Source organism: Rhizobium album, from assembly GCF_003122325.1.
Classification (GTDB): domain Bacteria; phylum Pseudomonadota; class Alphaproteobacteria; order Rhizobiales; family Rhizobiaceae; genus Metarhizobium; species Metarhizobium album.
In genome coordinates this window covers 60,258-72,727 of record NZ_QFBC01000010.1, presented here as the reverse complement: position 1 = coordinate 72,727, position 12,470 = coordinate 60,258, and the positions used below count along the sequence as shown (strand labels likewise).

The 12,470-nt window shown below is 61.2% G+C and carries 13 protein-coding genes and 1 pseudogene; 5 read left to right on the top strand and 9 right to left on the bottom strand.

The window, feature by feature from the left end; all coding sequences use genetic code 11:
* Positions 1–25: 25 nt before the first annotated feature.
* The 4 genes and pseudogenes from tnpC to DEM27_RS34075 all read right to left on the bottom strand — a co-directional run.
* Positions 26–1,549, bottom strand: a pseudogene (tnpC, locus tag DEM27_RS20275) (IS66 family transposase); the annotation flags it as partial.
* Positions 1,550–1,665: 116 nt separating this feature from the next.
* Positions 1,666–1,971 carry an IS66 family insertion sequence element accessory protein TnpB gene (gene tnpB / locus DEM27_RS33810; protein ID WP_133251700.1) on the bottom strand — a complete coding sequence of 102 codons (306 nt, stop codon included), beginning with the start codon at positions 1,969–1,971 and terminating at the stop codon, positions 1,666–1,668.
* Entirely contained in the window at positions 1,968–2,342 is a 375-nt protein-coding gene (gene tnpA / locus DEM27_RS33805) for an IS66-like element accessory protein TnpA (protein WP_245445966.1), read from the bottom strand. The genes tnpB and tnpA overlap by 4 nt, the downstream gene beginning before the upstream one ends.
* Before the next feature lie 612 nt (positions 2,343–2,954).
* Complete coding sequence (locus tag DEM27_RS34075) at positions 2,955–3,113, bottom strand: hypothetical protein (protein WP_165823505.1); 159 nt, start codon at positions 3,111–3,113, stop codon at positions 2,955–2,957.
* Between the two features lie 331 nt (positions 3,114–3,444).
* Between DEM27_RS34075 and DEM27_RS20250 the strand changes: the two genes are divergently transcribed.
* From DEM27_RS20250 to DEM27_RS20230, 5 genes are read left to right on the top strand one after another with little or no spacing between them, the layout of a single operon-like run.
* The gene (locus tag DEM27_RS20250) at positions 3,445–4,197 is read left to right on the top strand and encodes an ImuA family protein (protein ID WP_109460071.1); all 753 of its coding nucleotides are present in this window, start codon (positions 3,445–3,447) and stop codon (positions 4,195–4,197) included.
* On the top strand, positions 4,118–5,629 hold the full coding sequence (locus DEM27_RS20245) for a Y-family DNA polymerase (protein ID WP_109460070.1): 1,512 nt from the start codon (positions 4,118–4,120) through the stop codon (positions 5,627–5,629). The genes DEM27_RS20250 and DEM27_RS20245 overlap by 80 nt, the downstream gene beginning before the upstream one ends.
* Positions 5,626–8,886, top strand: coding sequence for an error-prone DNA polymerase (locus DEM27_RS20240; RefSeq protein WP_109460069.1), 3,261 nt, complete (start codon positions 5,626–5,628; stop codon positions 8,884–8,886). Before DEM27_RS20245 ends, DEM27_RS20240 begins: the two co-directional genes overlap by 4 nt.
* Before the next feature lie 51 nt (positions 8,887–8,937).
* Positions 8,938–9,606, top strand: coding sequence for an SOS response-associated peptidase family protein (locus DEM27_RS20235; protein ID WP_109460068.1), 669 nt, complete (start codon positions 8,938–8,940; stop codon positions 9,604–9,606).
* Positions 9,607–9,630: 24 nt separating this feature from the next.
* Complete coding sequence (locus DEM27_RS20230) at positions 9,631–10,275, top strand: SOS response-associated peptidase (protein ID WP_109460067.1); 645 nt, start codon at positions 9,631–9,633, stop codon at positions 10,273–10,275.
* 7 nt (positions 10,276–10,282) lie between these two features.
* Here the strand turns inward: DEM27_RS20230 and DEM27_RS20225 are convergent, their stop codons facing one another.
* From DEM27_RS20225 to DEM27_RS20205, 5 genes are all read right to left on the bottom strand, one after another.
* Complete coding sequence (locus tag DEM27_RS20225) at positions 10,283–10,618, bottom strand: hypothetical protein (RefSeq protein ID WP_109460066.1); 336 nt, start codon at positions 10,616–10,618, stop codon at positions 10,283–10,285.
* 59 nt (positions 10,619–10,677) lie between these two features.
* On the bottom strand, positions 10,678–11,094 hold the full coding sequence (locus tag DEM27_RS20220; RefSeq protein WP_165823504.1) for a DUF1801 domain-containing protein: 417 nt from the start codon (positions 11,092–11,094) through the stop codon (positions 10,678–10,680).
* 19 nt (positions 11,095–11,113) lie between these two features.
* Positions 11,114–11,740, bottom strand: a complete 627-nt coding sequence (locus DEM27_RS20215; protein WP_109460190.1) for a hypothetical protein — start codon at positions 11,738–11,740, stop codon at positions 11,114–11,116.
* Between the two features lie 95 nt (positions 11,741–11,835).
* Positions 11,836–12,141 (bottom strand): hypothetical protein, encoded by a 306-nt coding sequence (locus DEM27_RS20210; protein ID WP_128755537.1) that lies wholly within the window; start codon positions 12,139–12,141, stop codon positions 11,836–11,838.
* A gap of 8 nt (positions 12,142–12,149) precedes the next feature.
* Entirely contained in the window at positions 12,150–12,464 is a 315-nt protein-coding gene (locus tag DEM27_RS20205) for a hypothetical protein (RefSeq protein ID WP_109460063.1), read from the bottom strand.
* Positions 12,465–12,470: the final 6 nt, after the last annotated feature.

Here is a 12,470-nt window from a genome sequence, read left to right as displayed (position 1 = left end):
GACTATAGCCGTTTGACCGCCGTGAATAATTCCACGGCATCAGCTCTTCGATACGGCTCTGCCTATGGCCATTGACGATAGCAGTGAGCGTTGCGGACAGGTAGGCCAACGGATCGACGACATTTAGCTTGCACGTTTCGATCAGCGAGGCGATGGTCGCCCAGTTCTCCGGTCCCGCATCGTGTCCGGCAAAAAGAGCATTCTTTCGGTTCAACGCAATCGGCCTGATGGTTCGCTCAACGGTATTGTTATCTATCTCGATGCGTCCGTCGCTGAGAAATAGGCAGAGGCCATCCCAATATTTGGCGATGTAGGAAAGCGCTTCGCCGAGCGGCGACTTGCCAGCGACGCGGGCGCGATGATGTGTCAGCCAAGTTCGCATATCCGCAATCAATGGCGCTGATCGTTCGCGCCGCCCAGCCAAGCGAGCATCGACGGAAAGTCCGCGTAGCTCGGCCTCGATCCGGTAGAGTTCACCGATCCGTTTGACGCCATCCTCGGCAATTGGTGCCGATCCGCTGCGCGTTATCTCGACCAGCTTGCGACGGGCGTGGGCCCAACAATAGGCAAGCTGGATGTCGGGACCGACACGATCCAGTGCGATCAGCCGATTATATCCGGCGTAGCCGTCGACCTGAAGCACGCCCGTAAACCCTTGCAGTATCCGCTCGGCATGCTGACCGCCGCGCCCCGGTGCGTAGGTAAAGGCCACGCCGGGTGGCGCACCTCCACTCCATGATCGGTCGTCACGAGCCAGCGCCCAGAAGTATCCTGTTTTGGTCTTGCGGGAGCCAGGATCGAGGACTGGCGCACGGGTCTCGTCCATGAACAGCTTGGTCGATCGCTTCAAGTCAGCGATGAGAGCGTCGAAGACCGGGCGGAGTTCGAATGCCGCACGGCCGACCCAGTCGGCTAGCGTGGAGCGGTCGAGATCGACGCCCTGTCGGCTCATGATCTGAGCCTGCCGATAGAGCGGCAGGTGATCGGCATATTTGGACACCAACACATGCGCGATGGTCGCCTCGGTCGGCAATCCGGCGGCAATCAATCGTGCAGGCGCTGGAGCCTGGGACACTCCATCGGTGCAGGCACGGCAGGCATATTTGGGACGACGAGTGACGATGACGCGGAACTGTGCCGGGATGATATCGAGTCGCTCGGACACGTCCTCCCCAATGCAATGCAAGCCGCCGCCACAGGTGCAGATCAAGCTTTCCGGCTCGATGACCTCTTCGACACGAGGAAGGTGGGCAGGAAGAGAGCCCCGATTGGCGGCGCGTGGTTTGGATTGCGGCTTACCCGGAGCGCTGTCGGCCTCGTCTTCAGCATGGATCGCCGCAATGGCCGTTTCCAAGTCTTCCAGTGCAAGATCGAATTGCTCAGGATCGGTCTTCTCGGATTTGCGGCCGAAGGCAGCCTGCTTGAAAGCTGCGACCAACTTCTCCAGCCGCTCGATCCGCTCATCCTTGCGGACTTCACGAAGCTGCGACGCGATCAACATCGCCTTCAGGGCAGCAATATCGTCTGGAAGATCGACCGCATCCAACATGCAGAAAGTCTATCAAATCTGGCATCGTTTCGCCGCCGGAATGTGCGAACCGAGTCATCGTGACGCACCTACTCGATTGCTGTCGGCGCTCTTGTCTCAACGGAGCGGACGCGCCGCTAGTCGAGCCCCGCAAATAGCGCCTCGAACTGGGCATGGCCCAAGGTCATCAGACCGTCCCGGATGTCTGGCCAGGCGAACGTGTGCTCCTCCAGCCGTTTGTAGGCCATCACCAGACCGCTGCCATCCCAGTAGATCAGCTTCAATCGGTCCGCCTTGCGTGACCGGAATACGAAGACCGTCCCCGTAAATGGGTCCTTATGCAGCTCGTTCTTGACCAGCGCCGCCAAGCCGTCATGACCCTTGCGGAAATCGACAGGCTTGGTCGCCACCATGATCCGAACCCGGTTCGATGGAAAGATCATGCGGGAACCGCGCATGCACGCGCGACAGCGGCAATCCGGTAGGCGGACGCGCCTTCTTCCAAGCGGATGGTGACAGCGCCGACGATGATCTCGGGACGGCTGGCTTTCTTGATGGGCGGCTCCGCAACGGGTGGATCGACGACAACCGCTGCAAACTCCACCGCATCCTCGGGTGCTGGCAGAACCAGCTTGCCCTGCCGTGCCATTGTCCGCCAGGTCGACAGGTGGTTCGGCTTCAAGCCATGTCGCTCTGCAACTTCGTTGACCAAGGCACCTGGCCGAAGGCTCTCGGAAACGATCTGCGCCTTAACGTCGTCTGGCCAATGCCGATGCGCCTCACGTCCAGACTTCCTGGTTGTGAGAACCTCCAATGTAGTCTCCATGGAGAAACTCCCGTTGCTCATCCATGGATAGGCGATCACAGATCAAGGCGGTGAGCACAACGTGGGAGCGGAGCAGCGGTTACGGCTCAACCCACGGACGACTGTCTCAAACTTATCCCCGTCACCGGCTTCAATTGGGCCTCGGACGCTGACAAACGGGACTACCATTCCCGGGAGATCGAATTTCTCGATTTCGGCCGCGCGCGCAGACCCGGCGACACCGAGAAGCATTGCGCCCACGATAGCCAGCCATCCCGTTTTGGTCATTCCCGACAGCCCCATGCCGTCGTTATTGGAGCCCGCCTCGATTATGAACATACCCCGAGAAGTTTACCAATGCGCCCCTCAATCGAGGCACGGGAACCGTGTCCCGCATCGATCCCCATCCTCACTTACCAGCCTTTCGCATCCCATCGCTGCCATTCGACGCAGCCTCCCGAAGGAGACGCCGGCTCCGTGTTTCTTCACCAGCGTGGCCCGCTCTAGCTGCCCACTGCGCCCGCAAAGCCGACACTCGACCGTAATGACCGGGTCGCGGACCTGACGCAGCGTCGCCGTCAGGTCGAGTTGGGATGCCTTCCGGCTCATCGGCCCACTCCGTCAGCCTCGATGCCGAAGCAGCCGTTCCCGATTTCGCCGTTCGCCGACCGCAATGCGTGCCGCGCAGGCCGGCCTGAAGCCGGATTTCGCGAGAGCCTCCGCGAAAGTCGGCTTCCTCCGGCGGAAGAAATCAACAATGCGCGAAATCGAGATGGCCATGATGCGACTCCGCGAACGATGGTGCGATACGGACATCCGGCAGTCCGCGGGCTCGACCATATCCTGGTTCGGAGCTTGTTCAAGGTCCTGACTATCCCACGTCGTAGTGTCAACGAAAATTTCTCCAATAAAGTCGGTCACTTATGAGCATGTCCTAGCGATCTGATTCAAAACGAAAATCTGCAGATTCGCTAAAGTTGTGAGACTGTATTCCTACTTTTGACCGGCTTGACTCTGGGTTTATGAAGGAACAGAAGAGGAACATCAAGCATTCTGGGCGGCATGATGTCGTCATTTCCAACCAACGCGAACCGGAAGGATTCCGCGAACAATGTCGGCTGCCCGCGATCAAGTCCTTGCCGACCTGCGCGACCGCATCTCGTCCATAGAAGGAGAGAGCGCGAAGAAAGCTGGCTGTCTGCCGTTCGGCGTTGCCGAGATCGACAGCATCCTTCCGGGAGGTGGACTTGCTAACGGAGCTCTCCACGAATTCGCAGGTGGAGGATCTGGAACTGTCGACGGAGCCGCCGCAGCGTTGTTCGCGGCTGGGATCGCCGCGCGGACGAAGGGGCAGATCGTGTGGTGTCTGACCAGGCCAGACCTGTTCTTTCCGGCCCTCGCCCAGGCGGGGCTGCATCCGCGGCGGGTAATCTTCGTGGAAGGCGACAAGGAGGAGGATGTCGCCGCCAGCATGGAGGAGGCGCTGTCCTATGGCGGTCTCGGCGCCGTGGTCGGCGAGATGGTGCGGCTGCCGATGGTCGTCAGCAGGCGGCTCCAGCTCGTCGCCGAGCGAACTGGAACGCTAGCGCTGGTGGTGCGGCGGTGGAGGCGGCAGACAGAGGCGAACGACTTCGGACAGCCGACGGCGGCGGCGACCCGATGGCGGGTGAGCCAGCTTCCCTCGGAGGAGCTCCCGGTGCCCGGCATCGGGAGGCCACGATGGTTCTTGGAACTGATGAGATCGCGTGCGGGCGAGTGTGCTGAGTTTTACGTCGGAGCGTGTGATGACAAGGGTCGTATCCATATATCTTCCGGACCTGGCCACCGACAGGATCAGGCGGGACGATCCCGCCATACCGGATGACCAGCCGATCGCGGTTATCGCAAGGAGCGGATCGAAGCGTTGGGTCTCGGCTGCCGATGCCGCCGCGAGGAAGATCGGCGTCCGTGTGGGCATGCCAGCCGCCAAAGCTCAGGCTATCTTCCGCGGACTGATGCTTGTCGATGCCAATCCCGTTGCGGACGCGGCGGCGCTCGACCGTCTGGGACTCTGGGCGCTGGGGCACTATTCGCCGATCGTCGCCGTCGACGGAACCAACGGTCTCGTCATGGACACGGAGGGCGCCGATCACCTGCAGGGCGGCGAAATGCCGATGATCACTGGCATCGTCAATCTGTTCCGATCACGGAAGCTGACCGCGAAGGTTGCAATCGCCGATACATGGGGAGCGGCCCATGCCTGCGTCCGCGCCATCACCCGCGACATGGTCATCGTTCCCCGAGGCGAGATCGTGCGCGCCGTCGAGAAGCTTCCGATCTCACTGCTCAGGCTGCCGGAGAAGGTCGTCCAGGATCTGCGCGTGCTCGGTTTCCAGACGATCGGCGAGTTGTCGAACACTCCGAGAGCGCCGCTCGCGCTACGCTTCGGCCCCGAGGTCGGCCGCAGGCTCGACCAGATGTATGGACGGATGTCGGATCCCATTGATCCGATACGGACGGCCGACCTGGTGGAAGTCTCTCGCTCCTTTCAGGAACCCATCGGTGCGGCCGAGACGATCAACAAGTATGTCGGCAGGCTGGTGGTGCAGCTTGTCGGCGAACTGGAGAAGCGTGGCCTGGGCGCGCGAAGGACGGATCTGATCGTCCACAAGGTCGACAACACGATCCAGGCGATACGCGCAGGCACCGCCAAACCCGCACGCGACATCGCCTGGCTGACCAAGCTCTTCAGGGACCGGACCGAAAAGATCGAGCCGGGCTTCGGCATAGAGAAGCTCGTCCTGGTCGCTGTTGCCGCGGAGCCTCTCGCTGAGGAGCAGAAGGCATCGTCACTCGTCGAGGAGGATACCGCCGACTTCACCCCGCTGATCGACATCTTCGCGAACAGGGGCCAGCGCGTGTACCGAGTCGCTCCATTCGCATCGGACGTCCCCGAGCGCAGCGTCCGAAGGGTTTCGGCTGTCGCTGAGGACGAGAATGCGGCTTGGGTGAGCCATTGGCGCAGACCCATCAGGCTCTTTGCGAGACCGGAGCAGATCCAGGCGATCGCACTCATGCCGGACTATCCGCCAGCCAGCATCACCTGGCGTGGCAGGCAGCACCGCGTCAAGCGCGCGGACGGTCCAGAGCGCGTGTTCGGCGAGTGGTGGCGGACACCTAACGAACTGGAAGCGGTGCGGGACTATTTCGCGATCGAGAACGACGCGGGCGAGCGCTTTTGGATCTTCCGGTCCGGCGACGGCGTGGATCCCGAGACCGGGTCCCACAAATGGTTCATCCACGGGATCTTCTCATGAGGTACGCCGAACTCCAGGTCACCACCCATTTCAGTTTCCTGCGGGGAGCATCATCCGCGCTCGAACTGTTCGAGAAGGCGAAGGACCTCGGCATCGAGGCGGTGGGCGTTGTCGACCGGAACTCGCTTGCCGGAATCGTCCGCGCGCTTGAGGCCTCCCGGGAGACGGGCCTACGCCTCGTCGTCGGATGCCGCCTCGATCTTCAGGACGGCATGTCGATCCTCGTCTATCCGACTGACAAGGCCGCGTACTCCCGGCTGACCCGGCTGATCACGCTGGGCAAGGGAAGGGGCGGCAAGGACAACTGCATTCTGCACGTCGAGGATCTCGTCCACTACGCTGAGGGAATGATCGGCATGCTGGTGCCGGATCTCGCGGACGATGCCTGCGCCGTGCAGATGAGGAAAATGGCAGAAATCTTCGGGAGACGGGCGTACGTGGCGCTCTGCCTCCGACGGCGGCCGAACGACCAGATGCGGCTCCATGACCTTTCGAACATGGCAGCGAAGTTCAAGGTGAAGACCGTCGTCACCAACGACGTCCTGTTTCACGAGCCAGCGCGGAGGCAGCTCCAGGATATCGTCACCTGCATCCGCAACAACACCACGATCGATGATGTCGGCTTCGACAGGGAGCGGCACGCCGACCGCTACCTCAAGCCGCCGGAGGAGATGGAGCGCCTGTTCCCCCGATATCCCGAAGCACTGGTGCGTACCATGGAAATCGTTGAGCAGTGCAAGTTCAGTCTCGAGGAGCTGACCTACGAATACCCGGAGGAGGCTCTGATCGACGGGATGGATGCTCAGCAGTCCCTGGAGCAGTGTGTCCGCGACTGCATCCCGATCCGCTATCCCGAAGGCTTGCCCCAGAAGGTGATTCGTTCAGTCCGGCATGAACTCGATCTCATCAAGGAGATGGATTACGCACCTTATTTCCTAACGGTCTACAGCATTGTCCGTTTTGCCCGGTCACAGGGCATCCTGTGCCAGGGCCGCGGATCTGCGGCTAACTCCGCGATCTGCTACATCCTCGGGATCACGTCGATCGATCCGGAGACCAACGACCTCCTGTTCGAGCGCTTCGTCTCGAAGGAAAGAAACGAGCCGCCGGACATCGACGTCGATTTCGAACACCAGAGGCGCGAGCAAGTGATCCAGTGGATCTACAAGACCTATGGCCGTGACCGGGCGGCACTTGTCTGCACGGTTACACGGTACCGGGCCAAGGGAGCGATCAAGGACGTCGGCAAGGCAATGGGGCTGCCGGAAGACGTGACAAAGGCGTTGTCGTCGGGCCTGTGGTCGTGGAGCGAGGAGATCACCGAGCGCAACGTCCGAGAGCTGAACCTGAATCCTCACGACTATCGCCTGGTGCTGACCCTCCGGCTGGCTCGGGAACTCATGGGCGCTCCCCGTCATCTCGGCCAGCACGTCGGCGGTTTCGTGCTGACGCGCTCGCGCCTCGACGACCTCGTCCCGATCGAGCCGGCGGCGATGCAGGATCGGCAGGTGATCGAATGGGACAAGGACGACGTCGAGGCACTGAAGATGATGAAGGTCGATGTGCTGGCCCTCGGGATGCTGACGTGCATGCAGAAGGCCTTCGATCTGATCCGGGAGCACAAGAACGAGGATCTTGATCTTGCCAAGGTCAGGCAAGAGGATCAGGCGACATATGCGATGATCCGAAGGGCGGATACTCTCGGGACATTCCAGGTGGAGAGCCGTGCGCAGATGGCAATGCTCCCACGAATGAAGCCGAGGACATTCTACGACCTCGTCGTCCAGGTGGCGATCGTCAGGCCCGGTCCGATACAGGGCGACATGGTTCATCCATACCTGCGCCGCCGCGAGGGCAAGGAGCCAGTCGAATATCCGACACCGGAACTCGAGGCTGTGCTCGGCAAGACGCTGGGCGTACCACTTTTTCAAGAATCTGCGATGAAGGTCGCGATGGTCTGCGCGGGGTTCACTGCAGGCGAGGCCGATCAGCTACGCAAGTCGATGGCTACCTTCAAATTCACCGGCGGCGTCTCCCGCTTCCAGACCAAGCTGATCGAAGGAATGGTCAACAACGGATACACCCGGGAGTTCGCCGAGCGAACGTTCAAACAGCTCGAAGGATTCGGTAGCTACGGCTTCCCGGAGTCGCACGCAGCGTCCTTCGCGCTGATCGCGTACGCAAGCTGCTTCATCAAGTGCCACTTCCCGGATGCGTTCGCCGCCGCGCTCATGAACTCGCTCCCTATGGGCTTCTACGCTCCGGCGCAGATCATCGGCGATGCGCGGAAGCATGGTGTCGAGGTCCGCCCGATCTCTGTCGCGCATTCCCGATGGGACTGCACACTCGAGGAAATTCCGGGCACCGACCGCCACGCGATCCGCCTCGGCATGCGCCAGGTGTCTGGACTGGCCGTCGCGGATGCCGCGAGGATCATCGCTGCCCGGATCGAGCGACCGTTCGAGTCCGTGGACGATGTCTGGCGGCGTTCGGAGGTTCCGGCGGAGGCGCTTGTACAGCTAGCGGAGGCCGATGCGTTTAGGCCATCCTTCGGGCTGGAGCGACGTGATGCCCTGTGGGCGATCAAAGCCTTACGCGACGAGCCCTTGCCGTTGTTCGCGGCCGCCGCCGAGAGGGAGCAGAAGGCCGTCGCCGAGCAGCAGGAGCCGGAAGTCACGCTCAGACAGATGACGGAAGGTCACAACGTCGTCGAGGACTACGCGCACGTCGGTCTTACACTCAGGGAGCACCCCATCAGTTTCCTGCGACGTGATCTTGCTGCCCGCCGGATAGTCACCTGCGCCGCGGCGATGAACGCGCGCGACAAAAGCTGGCTGTGTGTCGCCGGGCTTGTCCTGGTAAGACAGAAGCCCGGCAGCGCCAAAGGGGTGATGTTCATAACGATCGAGGACGAGACCGGTATTGCTAACATCGTCGTGTGGCCGTCGCTGTTCGAGAAGAGGCGACACGTCGTGCTTTCGGCGAGCATGATGGCCATACAGGGAAAGATCCAGCGTGAGGGCGATGTCGTTCATCTCATTGCCCGTCAGCTTGACGATCTATCCGGCGACCTGTCGGCGCTGGCGGACCGCGATACGGAGTTCAAGAACCCGTCCGGCAGAGGCGACGAGTTCGCTCACGGCTCGACCGGAGGAGGCGATGCGAGGGATAGGCCATCGCCGAACAAGGTGCGGGACATCTTCATTCCGGACCTCCATATCGATACGTTGAAGGTGAAGTCGAGAAACTTCCAATGACACGCGGAGCACTGGTATGAAACCAAGGTGGTATGACGAAACGGAGGATTGATGTCGCGCCTGTTTTCGGTCAGCAGATCGCTTGAGGAGATCGTCGCCCACTTCGGTGTCGATGTCGTGCCGCCGCTGGAGGTGCCACCCGAGACGATCGAAGGCACATATGGACTCGTTGTCATCGAGAAGGACGGCCTTCGCCGCCTGAAACTTATCCCATGGGGCTTCCCGCGCCAGACGAGCGAGATGCGCAGAGGCGGCGAGCCTCCCGGCCGCATAGGTCTCGTCGCCGACCTGACGAACCCGATGTGGGAGCAAACGGTTATCGATCCCCGTTACCGCTGCCTGATCCCGATGACGCACTTTGCCAACCCGGACGGCCCCAAGGGTTCGAAAACGCGGACCTGGTTCTCGCTTCATCGGCAGCCCTTGATGACATGGGCTGGCTTCTGCCGAAACACCAGGGAGTTCGGCCCCGTCTTTGCTGGGATGACGGGCGAGGCGAACGATCTTGTCCGTCCGCTGAACGACCGCATGCCCGTCATCCTAAAGCCGGACGAATACGAGCGGTGGCTTCATGGCGGAATAGACGAGGTCATCAAGTTGCAGTTCCGCGAGCCGATCCCCTCCGATGACTTCTCCGTGCTCGAGACCATGGACAGATGGCAGAGCGGCATTCCACCCTCCCGATCCATTCCCCGGAAATCGTCCCGCTCTACGTTGTAGGCGAATCAGCTTGAGGAAGACCGCATGTGCAACCTGTACACCGTCCGCAAATCGGCCGCCGAGGTCGCCGCCCATTTTGGAGTAGCGAACCCGATTGCATCGAATGCCCCCGAGGAGGTTTACCCCGGAACTCCGGGGATGGTCGTCACGGAAGCCGATGGCGTGCGCGAACTGCGTTCGATGGTCTGGGGTTTTCCATTGAGGCTGAAGGACATGAAGCCGGAAGCCAAGCCAAAGCCCGTCAATAACATCGCCGATCTTGGCGGTCGTATGTGGGTGGGGCTTGCGAAGAAGCCGCAGGCGCGCTGCCTGATCCCAGTGACGGGCTTCGCGGAAGCGGAAGGACAGAAAGGTCGCATGACGAGAACATGGTTCTCGCATCGCGACGACCCGATCTTCGCCTGGGCCGGGCTCTGGCGCGTCAGCGATGAGTGGGGACCGGTGTATTCCGGTGTCATGACCGACGCGAACGAGGCGATCGCCCCGGTCCACAACCGGATGCCTGTCCTGCTTAATCGCGACGAATACGAGCGGTGGTTGCATGGAAGCTTCGATGACGCGGTCGCGTTTCAGAAGCGGACGTTTCCGCCAGGGCTGATCGTCATGGATCGCACGACGGAACTTTGGTCGAAAAAGAAGGCGGCAGCGGAAACGCCGCTTCTCCTCTGAATGCGACCTACTTCGGCGGCCCTGCAAACCAGTCAGCATAAGGCGTGTTCTTGGCCATGTGTCGATTGTAGTCAGGCGATCCATCGGTCCACCAGACCTCTCCGCGCTCGCCGAGATCGACCTTCGCCTCATCGACACGCCTGCGCGCCTCGGCCATCGCCTCCCTGTTGCCTTTGGCATTCCGGACAGCGCGCCGAGCCGCCATCAACTCTCTCACCAGCCTTTCCCGTTCGGCATTGCCGAGTTCGGGATTGCTCTTGCGCCAAAGCCTACCGCGCACGACGAAATATCGGCCGTCGGGCGTGGCAGGGATGCACTGCGGACTAGAACGTTTCGCTGCCATCCCGCGAGAACTTCCCGGCACTCAATTGGTTTCAAATTCGAGGTTGCGGTCTGCACCATTCAGGGACTTGGCTGGTCAGGTCGCAACGTGATGAAATTTTCAGAGCCGTCGAATCTCTCGCTGATCAGCGCAAAGGACTGGCGCAGAAGATCGCCGATGGCGTCGCGATGCTTTCCGAGGACCGCAGCCGAGGTGACCTTGATGGTGCGCACGGAACTCGATCCCTTGAGAAGCTTCGCAGGATCGGTGAGGTCTTCGCCTGTTACGAAGGTGATGGTCACCTGCTGCTTGGCATCGAGATGAAGCTTGGCGACTGATCCTCCACCGAAATGGCAAACCAGGTAAAAGTGGACCCGACCTTCGCTGACACTGGGAACTGCGTCCAATATGATCTGTCGGACGGGACGAAGACTTTCCCGGGCTTCCGGCGGCTTGCCTTGGCAATACAGCTCAAACTCGTTGATGTTTCCAGACATGTCCATCATCTCCTCCCGATCACCGAAGCAGCCCGTCAAGGTCGAAGTCCTCCCAGCCCCGAAGGCCAGACGCGGAATCCTCTGTGCCACTGCCTGACTTCTTCGACCTCTTGCTCTTCTTCGACATCCGGGTCAGCTTCGCCTGGTAGGCTGCCTTCGCTCTCTTCTCGGCCTTCGCCTCGGCATCCTCGACACGCCACTCATCGACAGCACCACGGTCAAGGAGATCCTCGACCACCTTCGGATCGAAGACATGGAAGGTGATCTGCCGGGCGCGTCCAGCAAGCCTCACGGTTCTGGTACCTGCACTCTGGAGACGTCCGTCCGCAAGCCAGCGGTGCCGCTCGCTGGCTGTCATCCCAAGGATGTCCTGAATTTCGCGCGGGATGACTTGAAGCTCTTCAATGCCGATCAGTGCCGTGGAGACAGCCGAGGATGTCCGCACGAAATCATCCTCCTGCTCCTCCGGCAGGGCCAGCGTCAGGATCATTCCTTCAACATCAAGCGACTTTCGGACCGCGACGGGAAGCCGCGCCCGGATCTCGAGGAGGATGCCCTTGGCGCGGACCGCCGATCCGAACGAAGCTTCCGGCGACAGTGTCCAAGCCTGGACACGCGTGGGGACGATGGTGGTTTTCTTCGGCATCTCGACTAGATGGGCCCTAGGCCGTCGAGCGTCAACAAGGCAGGGACCGTGCGGCTTCAGCCCGAACACCGTGCTGACCGAAACCTCATCCGCCCTCAGTGTAGCGCCATCGCCTTCCTTCTGCTTTCGACGAGCTTCTCCACCACGGGAATTAGTCGACCCGCACGGGCCAGAATTTCCGTTCCGTGCTCGCTTGAGGCGATGTCCGCCGCCATGCGGTCGAGGCTTCCTGCGGTGTCCTCGAGCTGCTCTGAAAGATGCCGACGATCGATTTCGGAAGAAGCGCGGGCCAGCCGCCTTAGGCAGTCTGCGTACCGTTCCGCGACTATAAGGCGGCTGCCGATCTCGGATTCTGCCAGCGAGGATCCGTATAGTTCACCGCGTAACTGTTTTTCGCTCATCGTCCGCCTCATAGGAGATAATGTGCCCGATGCCGCGGCCGTTCGCGATCATCGTCCAACTGCATCAAAGCGGCTATCACGTCTGCGTAGCGGACCGGATGATCGAGTCCAGGGGGCTGGCGCAGAGCCGGCACGGATTCGACGGCATAGAGGTCAGAGGCCCACGATGCGAGAATCGCACGCTTCTCCTGAATGGAAAGGTGACGTGCGGACAAGATGTCGCCGGGGTCATCGAAGTGGTCGTGGGGGCGGACGAAATGCGAAACGGCAACGGCCTCGGTCGCACCGCTGCCGGACTTCGAGATGAGGGTGTCACTGTTCATGGATGT

Bases quoted from the DNA above. Each gene is read 5' to 3' on its own strand.
- DEM27_RS20235 (WP_109460068.1), top strand. From the start codon at position 8,938: ATGTCGCGCCTGTTTTCGGTCAGCAGATCGCTTGAGGAGATCGTCGCC.
- DEM27_RS20230 (WP_109460067.1), top strand. From the start codon at position 9,631: ATGTGCAACCTGTACACCGTCCGCAAATCGGCCGCCGAGGTCGCCGCC.
- tnpB (WP_133251700.1), bottom strand. From the start codon at position 1,971: ATGATCTTTCCATCGAACCGGGTTCGGATCATGGTGGCGACCAAGCCT.
- DEM27_RS20245 (WP_109460070.1), top strand. From the start codon at position 4,118: ATGACAAGGGTCGTATCCATATATCTTCCGGACCTGGCCACCGACAGG.
- DEM27_RS20220 (WP_165823504.1), bottom strand. From the start codon at position 11,094: ATGTCTGGAAACATCAACGAGTTTGAGCTGTATTGCCAAGGCAAGCCG.
- DEM27_RS20215 (WP_109460190.1), bottom strand. From the start codon at position 11,740: ATGCCGAAGAAAACCACCATCGTCCCCACGCGTGTCCAGGCTTGGACA.
- DEM27_RS34075 (WP_165823505.1), bottom strand. From the start codon at position 3,113: ATGGCCATCTCGATTTCGCGCATTGTTGATTTCTTCCGCCGGAGGAAG.
- DEM27_RS20240 (WP_109460069.1), top strand. From the start codon at position 5,626: ATGAGGTACGCCGAACTCCAGGTCACCACCCATTTCAGTTTCCTGCGG.
- DEM27_RS20250 (WP_109460071.1), top strand. From the start codon at position 3,445: ATGTCGGCTGCCCGCGATCAAGTCCTTGCCGACCTGCGCGACCGCATC.
- DEM27_RS20210 (WP_128755537.1), bottom strand. From the start codon at position 12,141: ATGAGCGAAAAACAGTTACGCGGTGAACTATACGGATCCTCGCTGGCA.
- DEM27_RS20225 (WP_109460066.1), bottom strand. From the start codon at position 10,618: ATGGCAGCGAAACGTTCTAGTCCGCAGTGCATCCCTGCCACGCCCGAC.
- DEM27_RS20205 (WP_109460063.1), bottom strand. From the start codon at position 12,464: ATGAACAGTGACACCCTCATCTCGAAGTCCGGCAGCGGTGCGACCGAG.